This is a genomic window from Streptomyces sp. NPDC086147 (assembly GCF_040702165.1).
Taxonomy (GTDB): Bacteria; Actinomycetota; Actinomycetes; order Streptomycetales; family Streptomycetaceae; genus Streptomyces.
Map to the genome: position 1 here is coordinate 227,287 of NZ_JBFBJO010000005.1, position 21,299 is coordinate 248,585.

Below are 21,299 nucleotides of genomic sequence, written 5' to 3' on the forward strand. Positions count from 1 at the left end.
CCGCCCACAAGGCCCCGGAGGTACGCACCGCGATGACCGTCACCCTGGCGGACGTGGCCGCCCGCGCACGGGTCTCCCCCGCCACCGTCTCCCGCGTCCTCAACGGCAACTACCCGGTGGCCGCGTCCACCCGGGAACGGGTGCTGCGGGCCGTGGCCGACCTCGACTACGTCCTCAACGGCCCCGCGAGCTCCCTCGCCGCCGCCACCTCCGACCTGGTCGGCGTGCTGGTCAACGACATCGCGGACCCCTTCTTCGGGATCATGGCGAGCGCGGCGCAGACCGCGATCGGCTCGGGCGCGTCCGGGCGGGGCGGGGGCGAGAAGCTCGCCGTCGTCTGCAACACCGGCGGCTCCCCCGAGCGCGAGCTGACCTACCTCACGCTGCTCCAGCAGCAGCGGGCCGCCGCCGTGATCCTCATGGGCGGCTCCCTGGAGGACCCGGAGCGGCTGGCGGCGACGGCCGCCAAGCTGTCCAGGCTCGCGGACGCGGGGACCCGGGTCGTGCTGTGCGGGCGCCCGCCGGTGGAGGGGGACGCGCACGCGGCGGCCCTCGTCTTCGACAACCGGACCGGCGCGCGCCGCCTCACCGAGCACCTGCTCGGCCTCGGCCACCGGCGGATCGGCTACGTGGCGGGCCCGGCCGACCGGACGACGACCCGGCACCGCCTGGAGGGGCACCGGGAGGCGCTGGCGGCGGCCGGGATCCCGGAGGGGCCGACGGTCCACGGCCCGTACGAGCGGGCCTCCGGCCACGGGGCGGCGGGCGAACTCCTCGCCCGCGACCCGGAGCTCACCGCGATCGTCGCCTGCAACGACACGGTGGCCCTCGGCGTCTGCGCGGCCCTCAGGGAACGCGGCCTGGACGTCCCCGGCGACGTCTCCGTGGCGGGCTTCGACGACCTGCCGTCGGCCCTGGACACGGTCCCGTCCCTGACGACCGTCCACCTCCCGCTGCACGAGGCCGGCGCCCGCGCGGGCCGCCTGGCGACATCCTCGGAGGACCCCCCGCCGGGTGGCCTCGTGACGGTCCCGGCGGAGGTGGTGGTGCGGGGGTCGACGGGGGAGCCCCGGACATGAACGGAGCGGGGGCCGCCCGTCCGGCCGGCCCCCGCTCCGTTCCCGTCCCGCGTCAGATCGCCGCCCGGTAGAAGTACGTCCTCCGGTACGCGATCTTGCCGTCCCGGACCAGGTACGTGTCGGCGAAGCCCTCGTCCAGGGCCGTGCCGTCGCGGCTCGCGCCGCGGAAGCGGCCCCAGCAGGCCGCCGCGGCGAGGCCGCCGGTGACCTGGTCGACCTCGTGGGCGCCCGAGGCGATGATCCGCTCGTGCTCGTAGAAGTGGCGGATCCGGTCCAGGCCCTCCAGGGCCGGATAGCCGGGGCGCTCGTAGACCGCGTCGTCGGCGAAGACCTCGCCGAGGTCGTCCCACGTGCGGGAGTCGACCACCTGGAACAGCCGGGCCACCAGTGAGTCGGCGGTCACCTGGGGGTGTGTGCGTGCCGTCATGACCGTGCTCCTTCGGTGCGTGTCGTCGGAAGGGCGGGGCGGTGCGGGTGCGCGCCGGGAGGGTGGTTCGGCGCGCACCGGTGGGGCGTGCTCGGCGGGGTGGTTCAGTGCGCGTCGGCGCGCGCCTTGTCGAAGGCCGTCGCCAGTCGGGAGACGCCCTCCCGGCGCTGCTCCTCGTCGAGGGTCGCGAAGGAGAGCCGCAGCAGCCGGGAGCCGTCCTGCTCGATGCAGAACGGCGCTCCGGGCACCAGCGCGAGCCCCTGGGCCAGGGCGTGTTCGTACAGCAGGTCCGAGGTGACCCGGGGGTCGTCGACGGAACACCAGAAGAACAGGCCGCCGCGCGGGTCGTCGAAGCCGAGCCACGGCAGCCGTTCGCGCAGCAGCGCCGCCGTCGCCCGCGCCTTGTCCCCGTACAGGGTGCGCAGGCGGGCGAGGTGGGCGGGGAGGAACGACGGGTCGCCGAGGAGTTCGGCGAGGACGTGCTGCCCGAAGGTGTTCGTCTGGAGGTCGCTGCTCTGCTTGGCCGCCACCAGTTCGCGGACCAGGCCCGCCGGCGCGGTGAGTCCGGCCACCCGGAACCCCGGGCACAGCGTCTTCGACAGGCTCATCAGCCGGATCACCCGGTCGCCGTGCACGTCCGTGGACGGCAGCCGCTCCCCCTCGAACGCCAGGTCGCCGTACGGGTCGTCCTCGACGATCAGGAAGCCGTAGCGGCCGGCCAGGGCCGCCAGGTCCCGGCGGCGCTCCTCGGTGAGCACGCCGCCGGTGGGGTTGTGGAAGTGCGGGACGACGTAGACCAGTTTGGGCCGGGCTCCGGCCGCGAGCCGCTCCGCCAGGACGTCGGTCCGCATGCCGTCGCGGTCGGTGGGCAGCGGCAGGAGCCGGGCCCCGGCGCCCCGGAAGGACTGCACGGCGCCCAGGTAGCTGGGGTCGTCCAGGGCCACCTGGTCGCCCTCGTCGAGGAGCGTCCGGGCCACCAGGTCCAGGCCCTGCTGGCTGCCGCCGGTGACCATCGCCCGTTCCGGGCCGACCGGCGCGCCGGTCTCGCCCGCGCGCCGGGCCACCGCCTCGCGCATCGCCGCGGTGCCCGCCGTGGGGGCGTACTGGAGGGCGGAGGCGGCCGACCGGGAGAGGATCCGGTCCGTCACCTCCGCGAGGCGGGCGACCGGGAAGCTGTCGGGGGCCGGGATGCCCCCGGCCATCGACAGGACGCCCGGCGCGTTGGCGGCCGACAGGATGCGGTCGATGGCGTCGGAACGGCCCCAGGAGGTGCGCCGGGCGAGGAGCCCGGAGAAGTCTTCCGTCATGACGTCACCGCCGTCTTCTCCGAGCCCTCCGGCTCCGCGCCGATCTGCGGCGGGAAGTCCTTCAGCCGCCAGACCGGGGACAGGAGCACCACGAGGACCGCCGAGAGGAAGGCCCCGGCGGTCACGAACAGCGTCTCGCGCAGGCCGATCAGGTCGCCCAGCCAGCCGCCGACGAGCGCGCCGAGCGGGAGCATCCCCCAGGACACGAAGCGGTAGCCGGCGTTCATCCGGCCGAGCAGTTCGTCCGGGGTGATCGACTGGCGCAGGCTGATGATGTGGATGTTGGCCATCGTGCCGCCCGCGCCGATCAGCGCGAACGCGGCGACGAACAGGACCAGGGTGAGGATCCCGTCGTTCGCCGGGGCCAGCGGGATGATCACGGGCGCGGCGCAGCACAGCACGAGCGCCGTCAGGATCGCGGGGCCGAGCCCCATCGCCCGCTTCAGGCTCCGGGCGACCAGGGAGCCGCCGAGCGAGCCGACCGCGCCGGTGCCGAGCAGCAGGCCGATCGTCCCCGGGGAGAGGTCCAGGCGGCGGGCCGCGTACAGCACGAAGACGGTCTGGAGCGACATCCAGCAGAAGTTGTAGAGCCCGGACTGCAGGGCGCAGGCCCGCAGGTGGGCGTTGTGCCAGATGATCCGGATGCCGTCGCCGACGCTCTTCCACAGGCCGGTGCGGCGCTCGGGCACGACCGGCGGCGGCTCGGGCCTGCGGACCGCGAGCAGCGTGGCCACCGAGACCAGGTACGAGGCGCCGTTGATGAGCAGGGCGTACGGCGCGGTGACCCAGCCGATGAGCAGACCGGCCAGGCCGGGGCCGCCGATCTGCGCGAGGGAACTGGTGCCCTGGAGCTTGCTGTTGCCCTCCACCAGGTGTTCCTTGCCGATGAGGGTCGGCAGGTACGACTGGTAGGCGACGTCGAAGACGACGGTGAGGACCCCGATGAGGAGGGCCGCCACGTACACGAACTCGATGCGCAGCAGGTCCGCCACGGCGAGCAGGGGGACCGCCGTGACGAGCAGCGCGCGTCCCACGTTCGCCGTGATCATCAGCGGGCGGCGGCGGACGCGGTCGACCCAGACCCCGACGAGCAGGGTGACGAGCAGGAACGGGGCGTAGGAGGCGGCGTTCACCAGGCCGACCTGGGAGGAGGACGCGTCCAGGGTGAGCACCGCCGTCAGCGGCAGGGCCAGGGTGGTGACCTGGGCGCCGATCTGGGAGATGCCCTCGCCCGTCCAGAACTTCATGAACTCGGCGTCGCGCCACAGCGCTCCGCGCTCGCGCCCCCCGGCGGCGGGCGCGCCGCCGGGGGCCGCCGGGCCGGCCGGCTCCGTGGAGCCGGCCGGGCCCGTCGAGCCGTTCGAGTCGGTGGACTCGGTCACCTTTCGCCCTCGCCGTCCGCCGGGTCGGCCACGTGGAAGGCGCAGCCGATCTGGGCGCCGCGCAGCATGCTGACGATGCCGACGGCCGGGTCGGTGACGCCCCGGGCCAGGGTGCCGGCGTATTTCCCGTCGACCATGAGGGTGCCGTAGGCGACGGCCATGTCCTCGGTGGTGACGCCGTCCTCGGAGAGGAACCGCTCGGTGGTCGGGAGCAGACGGCGCTGGAGGACGAAGGGGCCGCCAACGGCCTGGTGGAGCTTCTCCACCCACTCCTTCTGGTCGGTGGTCCAGCCGGGGGTGACGCCGACGCCGCCGTAGAGCAGCGTGGGCTTGAGGACCAGGAGGTCCTTGTTGGCGACGGCGTACGGCAGGAGGTCGATCTTCTCGCCCTCGAAGGTGACCTTCTCGTCGCGGACGAAGCGGGTCCAGGGCAGGATCCGGTCGACGAGGGCGCGCTCGTCCTCGGTGAGGGCGGCCCGGTTGCGCTCGTCGCTGAGCATGGCGAGGCTGCCCTTGTTGCCGTACAGCTCGCAGTCGAGCGAGGCGAACAGCTCGACCTGCCCGGCCTCGGCGGCGTCCAGGAGCGGGTTGACGAGGTCGTACGTGCGCGGCTCGTCCGGCATCTCGCCGGGCAGGAACAGGCGGTAGACGACGTCGACGCGCCGCCCGTCGTACACGACCGCGCCGTCCTCGTAGGTGAAGTCCCCGAGGTGGCAGACGACCGGGTCGAAGCCGAGGTCCTTGAAGGCGGGGACGACGAACTCCATCCAGCACTTGGACTTCTCGAAGCCGTCGGGCCAGTCGGTGATGGCGAGCAGCGGGCGCTCGGTCCCGGCGAGGGAGGGGGCCTGGCGGCGCAGCACGTCGGTGATGCGGGCCAGCGGGTCGGGGTAGACCAGGTTCTCGGCGGCGGCGAAGGCCGCGAACTCCTCGTCCTTGATCAGGGCGCGGGCGAACTCGCCCATCTGCCAGCCGCCGAGCGAGGTGCCGGTGTTCAGTTCCATGAGGCGGAAGCCGTCGGTCTCGCGGTAGAGGTCGGCGCGGGACAGCGGCGGGATCTCGTCGACCGCGCCGCGCAGGACCAGGTCGGCCTGGGTGGCGCTCATGCCGACGGCCTCGGCGAAGGCGCGCAGGTCGCCGCCGAAGAGGCGGGCGGGGACGGACTTGAGGAGTTCGAAGAGGCCGTTGAGGTCGCGTTCGAGGCCGGCGACGTCGTCGGCGCTGAGGAAGACGGGGCGGTTGAGGCCCTCGCCGCCGCCGGCGCCGTAGCGGAACCACTCGACGCCCCGGACGCCGGAGACCGTCATGCGGGCAGCGGTGCGCTCGTGGTCGAAGAAGCGGCGGGTGACGGCGTTCTCGACGCGGGCGCCGAGCTTGTGGGTGCCGGCGCCGGTCACCTCGGTGCGGGAGAGGCCCTCGGCCCGGTCCAGGGCGCGGCGGGTCTCGACCGGGTCCGCGCCGACGGCGATGAGGGCGGCGGAGCGCGGGGTGAGGCCGCGCGGCGGGAGCTGGAGCTCGTCGCCGGGCTCGGCGAGGGCCACGGCCTCGACCAGGCCGTCGACCTCGGAGGGGTCGGGCAGGACGACCCGGTCGATGGTGCCGTCGTACGAGGGGTAGAGGAAGCGGATCTCGCCGCTGAGCGCGCGGGTCGGGGTGAGGTCGGGGACGCGCTCGAAGGCGATCTCGGCGGCGGCGACCGCGAGGTCGATGCCGGTGGCGAGCTGGTGGACGTGCGGGATGAGGTCGCCGCCGAGGCGTCCGTTCAGCTCGATCAGGCGCGGCCCGTCGGTGCTGACGCGCAGCTCGGTGTGGGTGACGCCGTAGTCGACGCCGACGGCCCGGTGGGAGTCGCGGACCAGCTCCACGACGGCCTCGGCCCACGGCTCGTCCTGCCAGCCGGTGACCAGGTGGCCGACCTCCTCGAAGTACGGCTGGGGGCCGAGGCGCTTGCGGGCGACGCAGACGGGGGTGACGACGCCGTCCACGACGGTGCTGTCGACGCTCAGTTCGGGGCCCTCGACGTACTCCTCGACGAGGACGGTGTCGGCGGTGCCGGCGCCCTGGAGGCGGCTGGCGGCGGCGAGCCGGTAGGCCTGGCGCAGGCCGTCGGCGTCGCGGGCCACCATGACGCCGAAGCTGCCGCCGAGGGTGCGGGGCTTGACGACGACGGGGAAGCCGATGGCCTCGGCGGCGGCGACGGCCTCGTCCTCGCTCGCGGCCGGGGCGTGGCGGACGGCCGCCATCCCGGCGGCCTCCAGGGCCTGGCGGGTGGCGTACTTGTCGCGGCAGACCTTGGCGGCGGCCGGGTCCATGGCCCGCAGGCCGAGGCGCGCGGCCACCGAGGAGACGGCGGCGAGCGACCACTCGTCCCAGGTGACGATCGCGGCCTCGGCGACCTCGCCGCGCAGGTCGGCGACGGAGGGGAAGAGCTTGTGCGCGTCCGTCGTGTCGGCGATCCGGTGGGTGTCGACGTACTTCGCCTGCCAGCTGGGCGCCTCGGGGGCGATCAGGGTGACCTCGTACCGCGCGGCGAGGGAGGCGAGCGCGTACTCCCGGTACTGGCGGATGCGGCTGCCGACCAGGATGACGCGCGGGCGTTCGGTGGTCTTGACGGACACGGTGTGTGTTCCTTTCCGATGCGGGCGGTGCGTGGGGCCGGGGTGTGATCCGCCGGACCGGCCCCGGGTGTGGCAGGTGGTGCGGGTGGGACCGGCCGGTCACGCGTCCAGGGGGGTGCAGGTGAGCCGGAAGCCGTTCGCGGAGGCCCCGATGGCCTCCTCCACGGCCGCGGTGGACGGGCCGCGGAAGCGGAAGCGGGTGCCGACGTGCTCGTATCCGCTGATCGGCGGGACCCGTTGGCCGACGGGCACGTGCAGCACCGCGTACGGCTTGCGCTCCTCGGCCGGCGGCGCGGTCCAGTCGGCGCGTTCGACCAGGCAGGGCGCCGGGACGGGCAGCGGCAGGAGCAGGTAGCCGCCGACCTCGCCGGTCTTCGGGGCGGGCAGGACCGGCGCCCGGCCGAGCTGGATGTCGGCCGCCGCGGCCATCAGGTCGGCGCCGTGGACGTCCCGCCAGGTGAAGGGGATCTCGCCGCCGCCGACCCGGGCCCCGCACTCCAGGAAGACCGGGACGGGGCCGCCGTCCGCTCCCCGGGTGACGAACGCCTCCAGGTGGAAGACCCACGGCCGGCCCCCGCCGAGGGCGGCCCCGACGGCGGCGGCGAACGGCTCCACGGCGGCGAGCAGCACCGGGTCGTCCTCCTCGACCGAGCCCAGCCAGTTGCCCTGGGTGAAGTCGGCGCAGGTGCCGCCCACGTAGCGGGAGGCGGTCCAGCCGCCGAGCCGGTCGCCCTCCCACAGGCCGTCGATGTGCAGGATCGGGGCGTCCACGTACGTCTGGGCGAGGAACGGCTCGGCCGCGAGGTCGGCGGCCAGCTCCGGGTGCGCGTCCAGGTCGGCCTCGGAGTCGAGCCGGACCACTCCCCTGCTGGCGGTGCCCCGGTGCGGCTTGCAGACCAGCGGCCAGCCGTGGGCGCGCCCGAACTCCCGTACGGCGTCGGGGTCGGGGACGTGGGCGAGCGTCGGCACCGGGAGGCCGGCGGCGGCCACCGTCGTGCACATCAGGAGCTTGTCGCGGAAGACGGCGAGTTCCTCCGGGGTCTGCCCGGCGATCCCGAACTCCTCGCGGACCAGGGCCGCCGTGTCGAGGTCGCCCTCGTTGAGCGCGATCAGCGCCTCCGGCGGGCCGTACCGCTCGACGAGCGCGGCGAGGGCCGCGCGGACGGCGGGCAGGTCGTCGGTGAGGCCGACGGTGACGACGGCCTCGGCGTCCCCGGGGACGGAGGCGCGGCCGAGTTCGGTGCTGATGTAGGTGACCCGGTGGGTGCCGTGGTCGACGTAGTCGGCGTAGAGCGCGTGGGTGTCCCGCCAGCGGTGCAGGACCGTCACGTGCGGGCGGGGCCTGGTCATGCGGTCGTCTCCTCCGCGTCCGCCGGGGAGGCGGACAGCCAGGACAGGGCCGCCGCCACCATCGAGCGGACGCCGACGAGCAGGGCGGGGCCCGACTGCGGGGCGAAGGTGGGGGCGTGGTTCTGCGGGATGTCCTCGTCCAGGCGTCCGGCGGCGAACGCGGCCGTGAACACCTCCGGGTCGAGGCCGCCCCAGAACCAGTACACGGACGGCACCTGGGCGGCCGTCGCCAGGATGCCGAAGTCCTCGCTGGCCGTGGTCGGGCCCATCGTCATCACGGCCCCGTCGCCGAAGGCCTTGCGGTGCGCGTCGGCGACCCGCTCGGCGGCGGCCGTGTCGTTGACCGTCATCGGCAGGTGGTAGACGGAGGTGATCTCCGGCTCGGCGGTCGCGCCGGCCGCGTCCGACTCGGCCTTCGCCAGGCGCTCGATGGAGGCGAGGACCTTGTCGCGGACGGGCGCCGAGCTGGTGCGGACGTTGATGCCGAGCTCGGCCGTGTCCGGGATGACGGCGGCCGTGGTGCCCGCGTGCAGCTTGCCGACGGTGACCACCACCGGCTCCTGGGCGGGGGTCTCGCGGGAGACGATGGTCTGGAGCCGCAGGACGAGCGAGGCGGCCATGAGGACCGGGTCCACGGCCGACTCCGGCTTGGAGCCGTGGCCGCCGCGCCCGAAGAGCTTCACGGTGATGGAGTCCGTGGCGCCCATGACGGTGCCGGGGCAGGTGGCGATGAGGCCGACGGGGCCGGGGCCGACGTGCTGGCCGAGGATGACGTCCGGCTTCGGGAAGCGCTCGAACAGGCCGTCGTCGACCATCGAGCGGGCGCCGTAGCCGCTCTCCTCGCCGGGCTGGAAGACGGCCACGACCGTGCCCTTCCAGTGCTCCGTGCGGGAGGAGAGCAGCGCGCACGCCCCGATCAGGGCGGCCACGTGCAGGTCGTGGCCGCAGGCGTGCATCACCGGGACCTCGGCGCCGGAGTCGTCGGTGGCGGTCACCGTGCTCGCGTACGGCAGGCCGGTGGCCTCCTTGACCGGCAGGGCGTCCATGTCGGCGCGGAGCATAACCACGGGGCCCTCGCCGTTGCGCAGGACGGCGACCACGCCGGTGCGGCCCACGCCGGTGGTGATCTCCCAGCCGCCCTGCGCCGCGAGCCGCTCCGCGACGAGGGCCGCCGTGCGCTTCTCCTGGAAGGCGAGCTCGGGGTGGGCGTGCAGGTCCTGGTAGTCGGCCTCCAGGGCGGGGAACAGCGGTTCCAGCGCGTCGAGCACTGCGGTCAGGGAGTCCATGGCGTCCTCACTCGGAGACGGGGGTGTCGGGAAGGGGGTGCTCGCGCACGCCCCAGGAGGCGAGCAGCGCCGCCGCGCAGGTGATCGCCGGCCACCACGGCACCCAGCCGCCGTGGCCGGCGGAGCGCAGCCACTCGGCGAGGGCCGGGAAGGTGCCGCCGAAGAGGCTGATCGCGAGGGCGGCGGGCAGGCCGACGGCGACCGCCCGGACGGCGGGCGGGAAGAGCTGCCCCGCGAAGACGTTGCTGACGGCGAGGGGCAGGGCGAGCAGGAACAGCAGCACCACCGTGACGACCGGGACGGGCACCCGGCCCGCGACCATGCCGGCGAGCAGCGGTACGGAGCCGAGCGCGAGCCCGGCGAAGCCGGTCCGCAGGACGGGCAGGGCCCCGAACCGGTCGGCCGCCTTCCCCGCGGCGAGCATGCCGCCGAGGAGCGCCACCATGCCGAGGAGCAGGGCCCCGGAGGCCTCCTCCTTGGTGGCGGCGCCCGCGGCGGCGGCGTACGCCGGGAAGTCGACCGTGAGGAAGTAGAAGACGGTGGTGGCGCCGGAGGTGATGGCGAACACCACGGAGAGCGGCCCGAGGTGGGCCCGCAGGACGGGCCAGGGGCTCGCGCCGCGCCCGCGCTCGCGTTCGCGCGCGTCCTCGGTGAAGACCTCGCTCTCGGCCGCGCCGCGCCGGATCCACAGGGCCGTCAGACCGAGCAGCGCGCCGAAGACGAAGGCGAGGCGCCAGGCGCCGTCCTCGACGCCCGCCTCCCCGAACACCCCGAGCAGGACGCTGAGCACGATGAACGACAGGGCGCTGCCGAGGACCACGCCGCCGTAGGAGATCGCGCTGTAGAAGTACCGGCTGCGGCCGGGGGCCGTCTCGGTGACGTACGCGGCGGCGCTCGGGTTCTCGGCCCCGACGGACAGGCCCTGCACGAGCCGGGCGGCGACCACGAGGAGCGGGGCCGCGATGCCGATCGAGGCGTGGCCGGGAATCACCGCCAGGAGCAGCGAACCGGCCGCGATCAGGCCGACGGTGAGGGTGAGTCCGAAGCGGCGCCCCCGGGTGTCGGTGAGCCGCCCGATGACGACGCTGCCGAGCGGCCGCACCAGGAAGCCGAGCGCGAAGCCGAGGTAGGCGGCGATCAGCCGGGCGGTGGGCGAGGAGCCGGGGAACAGCTGCTCGGCGAAGTACGGCGCGAGCACGCCGTAGATCGTCCAGTCGTACGCCTCCACGACGGACCCGACGCTGGCGGCGAGGAGTTCACGACGGGGCTTGCGGGCGGGGGCGGGGGCCTTGCCGGCCGGGGTGGCGGGAGCGGGGGCCCCGGGCCCGGGCCCGGGGGCCGCCGCGGCGGTGGCGGGGGCGGTGCCTTCGGCCGGTGCCGCCGGGACCGTCGTCCCGGCCGGAGGCACCGCCCCCGTGCCTATCTCCGACGTGCTCATCCGGCCACCCCGTACACCCGTGCGCCGTCCCCGTCCCCGTGTCCGGCCGGGTGCGGGACCGCGTGCAGGCGGGCGCCGACGGCCGGGAGGTCCGCCAGGCCGGTCAGGCCGGTGAGGACCGGGATGCCGGCCTCGGCGAGGGCCTTGGCCGCCGGGCCGTCGCGCTCGGCGCTGTCGGTGGCGACCAGGGCGGCGCCGCGCTCGGCGAGGAGCGCGACGGCGTCCGGGGTGAGCCAGGGGCCGTCCGGGCGGCCGGTGTGGACGACGACGGCGTGCCCGGCCGGTTCGAAGGGCGCGAGCGCGAGCCGGTCGGCGACCGGTTCGTCCGTGCCCACGAGCCGTACCAGGGCGACGGGCAGGTCGACCAGGCCCTCGATGCCCTCCGGCGCCCCGGCGGGCCGGTCGAGGCGGGTGCCGGGGCCGGTCAGGTCGACCATGCGGCGGACGGGGGCGCCGTCCTCCGCCCCGGCCGTCCCCGTGTTCCGCGAGCCCTTGTGCGGCTCCTGGATCAGCTCCTTGCGGCTGATGGTGGTGCCGCCGACCATCAGCAGCCCCAGGTGGCGCACGAGGAGTTCGCCGAGTTCGGCGTCGTCGATGTCGTCACCGGGGATGTCGAGGCGGAAGCCCTCGGTCCGCAGGGATCCGCCGTTGCTGAAGACCACCTCGGCGTCGAAGTCGACCCGCCACTGCCCGGCACCGGTTGCCGTCGTCATGTGCTTCGTTCCTTCACTCGGTCACGTGGTTCGCGTGGTGCGCCGCTCCGGGAGCGGACCCTCAGGCACAGTCGATGAGGGCCTTCTCCAGGGCGCCGACCACTTCGTGGAGCTCTTCCTCCGTGATGGTGAGGGGCGGAAGGAGCCGGAGCACGGCGCCGTGCCGACCGCCGCTCTCCAGGAGCAGTCCGTGTTCCAGGCAGGCCTTCTTGACGCGGCGGGCGCGGTCGCCGTCGGCGGGCCGGGCGCCCAGGGCGTCGGCCTCGCCGGCCGGGTCGACGAGTTCGACGCCCCACATCAGGCCCTTGCCGCGGACGTCGCCGATCTCCGGACGGGTCAGGGCGAGGCGCCGCAGCAGGCCGCCGAGCAACTCTCCCTTGACGGCGGCCTTCTCCACGAGTCCTTCTTCGGCCAAGACGTCCAGGGCGGCGGCGCCCGCCACCAGGGCGATCTGGTTGCCGCGGAAGGTGCCCGCGTGGGCGCCGGGCCGCCAGGCGTCGTACCTGCCGTGGTAGAGCATCAGGGCGAGCGGGAAGCCGCCGCCGACCGCCTTGGAGACGAGGACGGCGTCGGGTTCGATGCCGGACTCCTCGAAGGCCCACATGGTGCCGGTGCGGCCCCAGCCGGCCTGGATCTCGTCCAGGACGAGCGGGATGTCGAGGCGGGCGGTGATCTCGCGCAGTCCGCGCAGCCACTCGGGGGGCGCGGGGATCACGCCGCCCTCGCCCTGCACGGCCTCCACGAAGACGGCGGCGGGCTTGGTGATGCCGCTCTCGGGGTCGGTGAGCAGCCGCTCGATGTAGGTGAGGCCGACCCGGATCCCCTGGTCGCCGCCGAGGCCGAAGGGGCAGCGGTAGTCGTAGGGGTACGGCAGGTGGTGCACGTCCGGCATCAGCGAGGCCACCGGCTCCTTGGCGCCCAGGTTGCCGGTGAGGGCCAGCGAGCCGGCCGTCATGCCGTGGTAGGCGCCGTGGAAGGCGAGGACGGTGCGGCGGCCGGTGGCGGTCTTGAAGAGCTTGATCGCCGCCTCGGTGGCGTCCGCCCCGGCGGGTCCGCAGAACTGGGTGCGGAAGGTGTCGGCCATCGTGCCGGGCAGCTTCTCGTAGAGCGCCGACAGGAAGGCGTACTTGGCGGGGGTGGTCAGGTCGAGTGCCTGCTGCACCTGGCCGGATTCCAGGTACTCGCGGACCCGGCGCAGCACCTCGGGGTGGTTGTGGCCGAGGGCGAGGGTGCCGGCGGCGGCCAGGCAGTCGATGTACTCGGTGCCGTGGCCGTCGCGGACGCGGGCGCCGTGCCCGTCCTGGAGGACCTGGCCGAAAGCGGTGGCGTAGGTGCGGGCGCCGGATTCGCGGGCCTGGACGTACGCGTAGATCTCGTCCGGTGTGGGGGCGGTCGTGCGGGTGGTCACGTCATCACTTCCCAGGGGATGTACGGGCGTCCGCGACCATGACCTGGCCGAGGGCGATGCCGCCGTCGTTGGTCGGGACCTGTCGGTGGACGTAGGTGTCGAAACCGTCGGCGGTCAGCCCGGTCAGACAGTTGAGCAGCAGGAACTCGTTGAGGAACACGCCGCCGGAGAGCACGACCTGGTGCACGCCGGTCTCCTCGCGGAAGGCCCGGCAGCGGTCGCGGACCATCTCCACGACGGCGGTGTGGAAGCGGCGGCTGATCCGGTCGGCGGGCAGGCCGGCCGCGAGGTCGGCGGCCATGGCACGGATCACGGGCCGGGGGTCGACCTCGACGGGGCCGTCCGCGTCGGGCGTGCGGGCGTCGAAGCGGTAGGCGGTCTCCGGGGCGGAGTCGCGGGCGAGCAGGCCCTCCAGTTCGATGGGGCCCTGGGCCTCGTACTCGGCCAGGGAGCAGACCCCGGCGAGCGCGGCGGCGCCGTCGAAGAGGCGACCCATGCTGGAGGTGGCCGGGGAGTTGATCCCCCGGGCGGCCATGGTGGCGTACACGTGCCGCTGCTGCTCGTCGAGCGCGGCGAGGGCGGGGAAGGCGGCGACGGCCTTGTCCCGGTCGCCGTCGAAGGCGTCGAGGGCGAGGGCGTAGCCGGTGCGGACGGGTTCGCGGACGGCCTGGTCGCCGCCGATGAGGGGCAGTCGGCGCAGGCGTCCGACGCGCCGGTAGGCGGCGTAGTCGCCGAGGAGGAACTCGCCGCCCCAGACGGTGCCGTCCTCGCCGTAGCCGAAGCCGTCGAAGATCACGCCGAGGGTGGTGCCGGTGACGTGGTTCTCGGCCATGCAGGAGGCCATGTGGGCGTGGTGGTGCTGCACCTCGACGACGGTCCGGCCGGCGCCGTCCTCATCGAGCGCCGCCCGGGTGGAGCGGAACTGCGGGTGCAGGTCGTGCGCGGTCAGGCGCGGCTCCAGGGCGTAGAGCCGGGCGAGGTGGCGGGCGGTGCGCCGGTGGGAGGCGAAGGTCTCGTCGTTCTTGAGGTCGCCGATGTGCTGGCTGAGGAAGACCTTGCTGCCGTGCGACAGGGCGACCGTGGTCTTCAGCTCGGCGCCGAGCGCGACGGCGGGCGCGACCTCGCGGCCGACGTCCACGGGGTACGGGGCGTAGCCGCGGGCCCGTCTGATGAACTGGAGCAGGGGCGCGTCCAGTGCGTCGTGGACGGAGAGCCGGACGACGGAGTCGTCGACGCGGATCTCGATGTCGCGGTCGTGGTAGAGGATGACGTCCGCGATCCCGAAGAGCTGTTCCAGGGCCTCTTCGTTGCGGTACGCGATGGGGTAGCCGGAGATGTTGCCGCTGGTCATCACCAGTGCTTCCAGGCCGGGTTCGTCCAGGAGCAGGTGGTGGTGGGGCGCCGAGGGCAGCATGATCCCGAGGTTGGGGTTGCGGGGCGCGACCGACTCGGGCAGGGCGTCCGGCTGCTTGCGGGCGAGCAGGATGGGCCGGGCCGGGGAGCGCAGGACGTCGATCTCGTCCTCGGAGAGGACGGCGAGGCGCTGGGCGGTGGCCAGGTCGCGGACCATCACCGCGAACGGCTTGGAGTCGCGGCGCTTGCGGCGGCGCAGCAGGGCCACGGCCTCGGGCTGGGTGGCGTCCACGGCGAGGTGGAAGCCGCCGACGCTCTTGACGGCGACGATCCCGCCGTCGGCGAGGACCTCGGCGGCGCCGCGCAGGGCGGTGTCCCCCTCGGTGGTGCGGCCCTCCCGGTCGGTGAGCAGGAGCCGGGGCCCGCAGTCGGGACAGGCGTTGGGCTGGGCGTGGTAGCGCCGGTCGAGCGGGTCCTCGTACTCGGCCTTGCAGGCGGCGCACATGGTGAAGGACGCCATGGTGGTGGCCGGCCGGTCGTAGGGCAGGTCCTGGATGATGGAGTAGCGCGGACCGCAGTTGGTGCAGTTGATGAACGGGTAGCGGTGGCGCCGGTCGCGCGGGTCGCGCAGCTCGCCCTGGCAGTCGCCGCAGACGTGGGTGTCGGCGGGGAGCAGGGCGGTGCGGACGCCGGAGTGTTCGCTGTGGACGATGGTGAAGGGGCCCGCGGGCACGCTGCCCGCGGGGAGCCCCCGGGTCACCACGACACCGTCGACGCGGGCGAGTTCGGGCGCGCGGTCCTTCAGACCGGCGGCGAACTCGGCCAGGGCGGCGTCCGGACCGGACGCCTCCACGAGGACACCCTCGGGGTCGTTGCGGACCCAGCCGGAGAGGCACAGTTCACGGGCCAGCTTGTAGACGAACGGCCGGTAGCCGACGCCCTGCACCACCCCGGTGACCCGCAGCCGCCACTCCTCGGCGGCCGGCGGGGAGGTCGCGGTGTCCGGTGGAGACGTCACGGTGCTCATGGTGATCCCCTCGTTTCCTGGTCGGATCCTCAGCAGAGCCGGGGCAGTTCGGCCCCGAGGAGTTCTTCGAGCTGCGTCTCCCGGCCGTCGGCGTCCCGCAGCAGCACCAGGGCCCCGGTGTCCTCGGAGACCTCGCCGATGGTGACGGCGTGCTCGCCGTACCGGAGCGAGCGCAGCGCCGCCAGGACGTCCGCCTCGGCGGCGGGGTCGACGAAGACGGCGAGGCAGCCCTCGTTGGCGCAGTGCAGCGGGTTGATGCCGAGCATGTCGGCCGCCATGGCGGTCTCGTGCTGGATCGGCAGGCTGGGGGTGTCGACCCGGATCGTGCGGCCGAGCTTCCCGGCGTACTCGTGGAGGACGGCGGTCAGTCCGCCGCGGGTGACGTCGCGCATCGAGCGGACGGCGCCGGCCGGCACCCGGTCGAGTACCCCGTCGACGAGGTTGTTCAGCGGGGCGCAGTCGCTTTCGACGCGCTGCTCGAAGCCGAGGCCCTCGCGGATGGAGAGCAGGTGGACGGTGTGGTTGCCGATGGGGCCGCTCAGGATCACCTTGTCGCCGGGGCGCACGTCGGTCATGGAGAGCGGCTCGCGCTCGAAGACGCCGACGCCCGCGGTGTTGAGGTAGAGCTGGTCGGCCTCGCCCTTGCGGACCACCTTGGTGTCGCCGCCGACGATCTGCACGCCGGCCTCGCGGGCCGTCTCGCGGATCGACACGAGGACCTGCGTGAGGCGGTCGATCGGCAGGCCCGTCTCCAGGATCAGGCCCAGGGTGAGGTACTTGGGGCGGGAACCGGCCACGGCGAGGTCGTTGACCGTGCCGCAGACGGCGATCTTGCCGATGTCGCCGTTGCCGAAGAACGGCGGGTCGACGACGAAGGAGTCCGTCGTCATGGCGATGCGTCCGGTCTCGACCGGGAGGATCGCGCTGTCCTCCATGATGCCGATGTAGACGTCGCCGAGGGTCTCGGCGATGAGCTGGACCAGTTCCTGGCTCAGCTTCGCCCCGGTGCCGTGGTCGAGGAGGATCTCGTCACTGCTGCCGCCCGTGCTCGCGGTCATGGCTGCTCCTGGGTCGGGGAGGGTCGCGGTCACGGGGTCTTGATGTTCTTGCGGGGCAGGGTGCCCTCGGCGTCGAGGACGCTGATGACCTCGGCGGAGTCGGAGACTGTGGCGCAGTAGCCGTCCAGCCACTCCAGGGCGCGGTCCTTGTCCTCCTGGCGGGCGGAGACGACGCAGTCGGAGGGGACCCAGATGTTGTAGCCGCGGAAGAAGGCGTCGGCGGCGGTGGTCTGGACGCAGATCTGCGTCTGCATGCCGGTGATGAGGACGGTGTCGACGCCGAGGGCCTGGAGGCGCTCGTGCAGGTCCGTCTCGTAGAAGCCGGAGTCCTTGCTCTTCTCCATGACGACGTCCTCGGGGGCGAGGAACTCCTCCAGGACCTCGGCGCCGCGGGTGCCGCGCTGGACCGGGAGGTGACCGTCGTAGCGCTCGGCGTTCGGGTCGTCGGGGTCGTTGACGAGCTGGAGGTGGAAGACGTGGTGGCCGCGGCGGCGGATCTCGTCGAGGAAGCCGGTGAAGTGCGGGGTGGCGGCGGCGACGGCCGCGACGCGCTCGGGGTTCTTCTCCACGAGCTCGTACTGGAGGTCGTTGGTGAGGACGGCGATCTTGGACATGGGTGTGCCCTTCGGTGAGGCCGTGCGGGTGTGTGGGCGCCGGGCGCGCGGAAGGGCGCGGCGGCGGGAAGGGTGCTCCGGGACGGTCGGTGGCGCGCCGGGCCGGGTGCGGGCACGGCGGGGCCGGCCCGCGGGGCGCGGGCGGGTCCGGGAGAGAGGTGAGACGTACGCGCCGGGGGCGTCCGGAGGGACGGGGGCGGTACGGGAAAGGGGTGCTGCGGGAGGAACGGTGGTACGAGGGGAACGCGGTGCTGCGGAGAGCGCAGGGGTCAGCCCGCGAGGGCGGCGCTCTCCCGCTGCGGCTCGTGCAGCCAGGTGCCGGTGGCCTCGAAGTGGGCCAGGACGTCGGCGATCCGCGCGTACAGGTAGTGGCCGGTGACGGCCTCGCGCCCGTCGAGGCGGGCGTAGTCGGGCAGCTGCCCGTACTCGCGGAAGCCGAGCCGCTCCCAGAGGCCGACGGGGCCGTCGCTGCGGACTTCGAGGGTGATGACCTCGCAGCCCATGTCGCGCGCCTTGTGCAGGGCCACGGACCAGCCCTCCAGGAGGAACTCGCCCCGGCGGTCGGGGGCGATGACACATCGGCGCATGTCGACGATGTGGCGGCGGGCCGGCAGCGGGGCCCGGGCGAGGGTCACCATGCCGACGATCCGGTCGTCCTCCTCGTCGCGGACCGCGAGGACGTCGATCGCGCCCTTGCGCAGGTCGGCGTCGAAGGCCCGCATCAGCGGCAGGCCCTTCTCGATCCCGACGGGCTCGTAGAAGCCGAGGGTCTGCTCCTTGACCGCGACGGCGTCCATCAGCTCGATCATCTCGCGCATGTCCTTCTCGGACAGTTCGCGCGGCCATTCGTATCGCATGGGTCTTCCCGTGGGTTTGCCGGACGGTGGGCAGCCCGCGGGGACACCGGACACCGCCGCCCCGCGCCGCCCGGCGCCGCGGCGGGCGGCGTGGGGCGGGGGTATGGGTACGCGGTGTCCGGTGTCGCCGTGGGGTGTTCGGGTGCCGGGCGGGTCCGCGGCGCGCTCCGGGGCGGCGACGCCCCGGAGCTCCGGACCCGGAGCGTCAGACCGCGGCGACCCGAGCCTGCAGGTTGGTCTGCACGGCGGCGCCGGGCGAGACCTGCGTCAGCTGCGACGGGTCGGACCCGAGGCCGAGGACCGTGGCGGCGTAGACCTCGACGAAGTACGAGACGAAGAGGGAGTTGATCTTCGTGAGGTGCTCGACGAAGCGCTCCTCGTCCTCCTCGTCCTTGATCACGCGCATGATCATGTTCCAGACCATGTCGACGTGGTCGTCGTCCTCGTCGAGCGCGAGGTGGGCACGGGCGCCCTTGGTGTTGTTGGCGCCGACGTGCTGCTCCATGATGTCGAGCCAGTCGGGCTGGGTCTTGCCCGCGATGTACTCGAGGTAGAAGCCGCTGATCATCGAGGCGAGCGGGCCCTCGGTGGCGAGCGTGTAGTAGAAGTAGCCGTTGAGCAGCTCGGTGGCGAAGGTCGGACGGATCGCGTAGATCTCCTCGTCCGTCATGCCGACCTTGTGCAGGTCGCCGGCGAACATGCGGTCGTGGCGGCCCTCCTCGGCGCCGTACAGGCCCCACTCCTTGGAGAGCTGCGGGTCGCGGGTGGCCCAGTAGTTGGCGACCAGCGGGTCCACGGCGCGCTTGAGACCGATCCGGATCATGGTCTCCACGTTGTGGCGCTTGTAGAGGTCCATGTCGAACTTGTTCGCGTCGAGCATGCCCTCCGCGCCCTTGCTCTTCTCGTAGAAGTCACGCTCGAACTTCAGGAGGAGCTCGTCCACGCGCTTGCGGAACTCGGGGCGCTGGAGGCTGGAGTACGTGTTGTACGACTTGCTACGAGGCATGGTCATCCCCATCCGAGGTCGTTGATCACTTTGCCCTGGCCGGATCCGGCGAGGAATGCGCGCTCTTCCTGGGTACCGGTCCCCTGGACGAGAAGGAAGGACAGAGCCGCGGAAGCCGTGATCGCGAGAATGTTCCTCGCTGCACGTGCCATGGAAAACCCCTACCTTTCGGATGAGCGTTGAGGTCGTCAGCGCTTCGCTCATCCTCCGGCGGAAAGCCGTTTCTAGGCCAGTCCCCTCTGGGATCATGTTGCTCCTGGCGGAAACATGACAGGGGGATACAGTGAATGAAACCGACAGAAGCGGTGCGATTACCCCGCCGCTGCTCCACGAATCGGCGGATCGTTTGTACCGCTTCGTATCGGAATCGCCCAGGTGCACCGTCGAAGCGGCGGCGGAGGCCCTCGGCATGGACCGGCACGAGACCGACGAGGCGGTCCGGGACCTGCGCGAACTGGGGCTGCTGAGCACCGACACCAGCGGCAACAGCGGCACCACGGGCACCACCGGTACCACCGGCACCGGTACGGAACCCCTGGTCCCGCATCCGGTGGACTTCGCCCGCGTGAAGGTCCTCAACCCGCTCCAGCGGGAGCTGAACCGCGCCCAGGCGCTCGTCGACGAGCTCCGGAGCGGCCTGGACCGGCTGGAGCTGTGCACTCCGCGCTCCCAGCACTCCCACTGCTCGCTGGAGGTCGTCCACGAGCTGTCCGACGTGCGCCGGCTGATCACCGGCTTCGCCGACGAGTGCTGCGAAGAGGCGCTCACCTCGCAGCCGGGCGGCGCCCGCGTGGAGGAGGTGCTCATCGACAGCATGGACCGCACGACCAGACTGCTCGGCCGCGGGGTCAGGATGCGGACGCTCTACCAGCACACCGCCCGCTTCAGCCCCGCGACCCTCTCGTACGTCGACCTGGTGACCCCCCTCGGCGCCCAGGTCCGCACCCTCGCGGGCGGTTTTCCGCGCTGCATCATCTTCGACCGGAAGATCGGCATCCTGCCGCTCGTCAACGATTCGAAAGGCGCCGTGATCGTACGGGACCCGCAGGTCGTCGCTTTCGTGGCGGAAGCCTTCGACCGGGTCTGGACGACCGCTTCCGACCTCTCCCCGGAGGAGCGCCGTTCCGACCGGGTGGCGGCCACGTCCGAGATTCAGCACGCCATTATCTCGCTTCTCACCCAAGGGGAATCGGACAAACGAATAGCCCAGGTCGTCGGAATTTCCCTGCGTAATTGCCAGCGACACATCTCCCACATCATGAAAAGCATCGGCGCCCGCAACCGGCTGCACGCGGGCTACCTGCTGAGCAAGGAGCCGTTCGGCGGCCATTAGCCGGTGGCGTCCGGCGGGTCACGGCCCCGACAGGCCGCCGCCGGAGGGGCCTCCGCTGGGCAGCGGGTCCCGGGGAGCCGTCTCCCGTTCCGCGGGCGTCACCGCCGGCGGGGCCGGGGGCGGCGTCCCCTTCCACAGCGACGTCAGCGCCACGCCGCCGACGAGCAGCGCCGCCGCGCACCAGCGCAGACCGCTGATCCCCTCGCCCAGGAACAGCGCGGCCGACGACATCCCGAAGACCGGCACGAGGAGCGAGAAGGGAGCCACGGAGGAGGCCGGGTAGCGGCGCAGGAGCCAGCCCCACGCGCCGAAGCCGAAGATGGTGGTGATCCAGGCGACGTAGACGATGACGCCGACGCCCGTCCAGTCCAGTCCGCGCAGCGCGGCGAGGTCCCGCTCGGGTCCCTCCAGAAGGAGGGAGAGGACGAGCAGCGGCAGGACGGGCACGGTGCTGACCCAGACCATGAAGTTGAGCGCGTCGGGCGGGGAGGCCTTGCGGGTCAGGACGTTGGAGACGCCCCAGCAGACCGCGGCGCCGATCACCAGGAGGAAGCCGATCAGGGGGCCCGAGGTGCCCTCGTCGACCGCCGCGACCGCGATGCCCGTGAGGGCGATCGCCATGCCCGCCACCTTGACCCGGCCCGGCCGCTCGCCGAGGGCGACGAAGGCGAACAGGGCCGTGAAGACGGCCTGGATCTGGAGGATCAGCGAGGAGAGCCCGGCCGGGGCGCCCAGGTCCATGCCGATGAAGAGCAGGCTGAACTTGACCACGCCCAGGACGAGTCCGACGCCCAGGATCCACTTCCAGGCCACCTTGGGGCGGCCGACGAGGAAGACGGCGGGCAGGGCCGCGGCGAGGAACCGGAGGGCGGAGAAGAGCAGCGGCGGGAAGTGGCCGAGACCGATCTCGATGACGACGAAGTTGACTCCCCAGACGGCGGCGACCAGCGCTGCCAGGGCGATGTGTGCGGGGCGCATGGTCCGAGGATCCCCTCGGCGACCGTGTAGCACCAGCACGGATCGCTACATGATGGGATGTAGCA

Annotated in this window: 17 protein-coding genes; 2 read left to right on the forward strand and 15 right to left on the reverse strand. The window is 73.2% G+C overall.

The annotated features are described in order from the left end of the window. Positions 1–32: 32 nt before the first annotated feature. Positions 33–1,079: a LacI family DNA-binding transcriptional regulator gene (locus AB0398_RS14150; protein ID WP_366374832.1), complete on the forward strand. Its 1,047-nt coding sequence runs from the start codon at positions 33–35 to the stop codon at positions 1,077–1,079. A 52-nt stretch (positions 1,080–1,131) separates the two neighbouring features. Here the strand turns inward: AB0398_RS14150 and AB0398_RS14155 are convergent, their stop codons facing one another. The 14 genes from AB0398_RS14155 to AB0398_RS14220 form a co-directional block, all read right to left on the reverse strand. Continuing rightward, positions 1,132–1,506: a nuclear transport factor 2 family protein gene (locus AB0398_RS14155; RefSeq protein WP_366374834.1), complete on the reverse strand. Its 375-nt coding sequence runs from the start codon at positions 1,504–1,506 to the stop codon at positions 1,132–1,134. 104 nt (positions 1,507–1,610) lie between these two features. Continuing rightward, complete coding sequence (locus AB0398_RS14160) at positions 1,611–2,813, reverse strand: PLP-dependent aminotransferase family protein (RefSeq protein WP_366374836.1); 1,203 nt, start codon at positions 2,811–2,813, stop codon at positions 1,611–1,613. Then, positions 2,810–4,195, reverse strand: coding sequence for an MFS transporter (locus tag AB0398_RS14165; protein WP_366374838.1), 1,386 nt, complete (start codon positions 4,193–4,195; stop codon positions 2,810–2,812). The genes AB0398_RS14160 and AB0398_RS14165 overlap by 4 nt, the downstream gene beginning before the upstream one ends. After that, a complete protein-coding gene (locus tag AB0398_RS14170) occupies positions 4,192–6,813 on the reverse strand; it encodes an ATP-grasp domain-containing protein (protein WP_366374840.1) in 2,622 nt (873 codons plus the stop codon). The genes AB0398_RS14165 and AB0398_RS14170 overlap by 4 nt, the downstream gene beginning before the upstream one ends. A 99-nt stretch (positions 6,814–6,912) precedes the next feature. Next, the gene (locus AB0398_RS14175) at positions 6,913–8,163 is read right to left on the reverse strand and encodes a biotin carboxylase (RefSeq protein ID WP_366374842.1); all 1,251 of its coding nucleotides are present in this window, start codon (positions 8,161–8,163) and stop codon (positions 6,913–6,915) included. Continuing rightward, positions 8,160–9,449, reverse strand: a complete 1,290-nt coding sequence (locus AB0398_RS14180; protein WP_366374844.1) for an amidohydrolase — start codon at positions 9,447–9,449, stop codon at positions 8,160–8,162. Before AB0398_RS14180 ends, AB0398_RS14175 begins: the two co-directional genes overlap by 4 nt. Before the next feature lie 7 nt (positions 9,450–9,456). Continuing rightward, positions 9,457–10,887, reverse strand: coding sequence for an MFS transporter (locus AB0398_RS14185; protein ID WP_366374846.1), 1,431 nt, complete (start codon positions 10,885–10,887; stop codon positions 9,457–9,459). Continuing rightward, a complete protein-coding gene (locus AB0398_RS14190) occupies positions 10,884–11,600 on the reverse strand; it encodes a hypothetical protein (protein WP_366374848.1) in 717 nt (238 codons plus the stop codon). The genes AB0398_RS14185 and AB0398_RS14190 overlap by 4 nt, the downstream gene beginning before the upstream one ends. Before the next feature lie 61 nt (positions 11,601–11,661). After that, positions 11,662–13,008 carry a diaminobutyrate--2-oxoglutarate transaminase family protein gene (locus tag AB0398_RS14195; protein WP_366374850.1) on the reverse strand — a complete coding sequence of 449 codons (1,347 nt, stop codon included), beginning with the start codon at positions 13,006–13,008 and terminating at the stop codon, positions 11,662–11,664. A 4-nt stretch (positions 13,009–13,012) separates the two neighbouring features. Then, positions 13,013–15,388 (reverse strand): carbamoyltransferase HypF, encoded by a 2,376-nt coding sequence (gene hypF, locus AB0398_RS14200; protein WP_366374852.1) that lies wholly within the window; start codon positions 15,386–15,388, stop codon positions 13,013–13,015. A gap of 29 nt (positions 15,389–15,417) precedes the next feature. After that, entirely contained in the window at positions 15,418–16,446 is a 1,029-nt protein-coding gene (gene hypE, locus AB0398_RS14205; protein WP_366374854.1) for a hydrogenase expression/formation protein HypE, read from the reverse strand. Between the two features lie 29 nt (positions 16,447–16,475). Then, positions 16,476–17,060 (reverse strand): isochorismatase family cysteine hydrolase, encoded by a 585-nt coding sequence (locus tag AB0398_RS14210; RefSeq protein ID WP_365538520.1) that lies wholly within the window; start codon positions 17,058–17,060, stop codon positions 16,476–16,478. A 269-nt stretch (positions 17,061–17,329) separates the two neighbouring features. Continuing rightward, a complete protein-coding gene (locus AB0398_RS14215) occupies positions 17,330–17,917 on the reverse strand; it encodes a GNAT family N-acetyltransferase (protein ID WP_366374856.1) in 588 nt (195 codons plus the stop codon). A 205-nt stretch (positions 17,918–18,122) separates the two neighbouring features. Further along, positions 18,123–18,923, reverse strand: coding sequence for a hypothetical protein (locus AB0398_RS14220; RefSeq protein ID WP_366374858.1), 801 nt, complete (start codon positions 18,921–18,923; stop codon positions 18,123–18,125). A gap of 409 nt (positions 18,924–19,332) precedes the next feature. Between AB0398_RS14220 and AB0398_RS14225 the strand changes: the two genes are divergently transcribed. Beyond that, positions 19,333–20,256 (forward strand): LuxR C-terminal-related transcriptional regulator, encoded by a 924-nt coding sequence (locus AB0398_RS14225; protein WP_366374860.1) that lies wholly within the window; start codon positions 19,333–19,335, stop codon positions 20,254–20,256. 18 nt (positions 20,257–20,274) lie between these two features. Here the strand turns inward: AB0398_RS14225 and AB0398_RS14230 are convergent, their stop codons facing one another. After that, a complete protein-coding gene (locus AB0398_RS14230) occupies positions 20,275–21,234 on the reverse strand; it encodes an EamA family transporter (RefSeq protein WP_366374862.1) in 960 nt (319 codons plus the stop codon). Between the last annotated feature and the right edge of the window lie 65 nt (positions 21,235–21,299).

Coding starts and splice junctions, on each gene's coding strand:
- AB0398_RS14150 (WP_366374832.1), top strand. CDS start 33: ATGACCGTCACCCTGGCGGACGTGGCCGCCCGCGCACGGGTCTCCCCC.
- AB0398_RS14155 (WP_366374834.1), bottom strand. CDS start 1,506: ATGACGGCACGCACACACCCCCAGGTGACCGCCGACTCACTGGTGGCC.
- AB0398_RS14160 (WP_366374836.1), bottom strand. CDS start 2,813: ATGACGGAAGACTTCTCCGGGCTCCTCGCCCGGCGCACCTCCTGGGGC.
- AB0398_RS14175 (WP_366374842.1), bottom strand. CDS start 8,163: ATGACCAGGCCCCGCCCGCACGTGACGGTCCTGCACCGCTGGCGGGAC.
- AB0398_RS14180 (WP_366374844.1), bottom strand. CDS start 9,449: ATGGACTCCCTGACCGCAGTGCTCGACGCGCTGGAACCGCTGTTCCCC.
- AB0398_RS14185 (WP_366374846.1), bottom strand. CDS start 10,887: ATGAGCACGTCGGAGATAGGCACGGGGGCGGTGCCTCCGGCCGGGACG.
- AB0398_RS14190 (WP_366374848.1), bottom strand. CDS start 11,600: ATGACGACGGCAACCGGTGCCGGGCAGTGGCGGGTCGACTTCGACGCC.
- hypF (WP_366374852.1), bottom strand. CDS start 15,388: ATGAGCACCGTGACGTCTCCACCGGACACCGCGACCTCCCCGCCGGCC.
- hypE (WP_366374854.1), bottom strand. CDS start 16,446: ATGACCGCGAGCACGGGCGGCAGCAGTGACGAGATCCTCCTCGACCAC.
- AB0398_RS14210 (WP_365538520.1), bottom strand. CDS start 17,060: ATGTCCAAGATCGCCGTCCTCACCAACGACCTCCAGTACGAGCTCGTG.
- AB0398_RS14215 (WP_366374856.1), bottom strand. CDS start 17,917: ATGCGATACGAATGGCCGCGCGAACTGTCCGAGAAGGACATGCGCGAG.
- AB0398_RS14220 (WP_366374858.1), bottom strand. CDS start 18,923: ATGCCTCGTAGCAAGTCGTACAACACGTACTCCAGCCTCCAGCGCCCC.
- AB0398_RS14225 (WP_366374860.1), top strand. CDS start 19,333: ATGGACCGGCACGAGACCGACGAGGCGGTCCGGGACCTGCGCGAACTG.
- AB0398_RS14230 (WP_366374862.1), bottom strand. CDS start 21,234: ATGCGCCCCGCACACATCGCCCTGGCAGCGCTGGTCGCCGCCGTCTGG.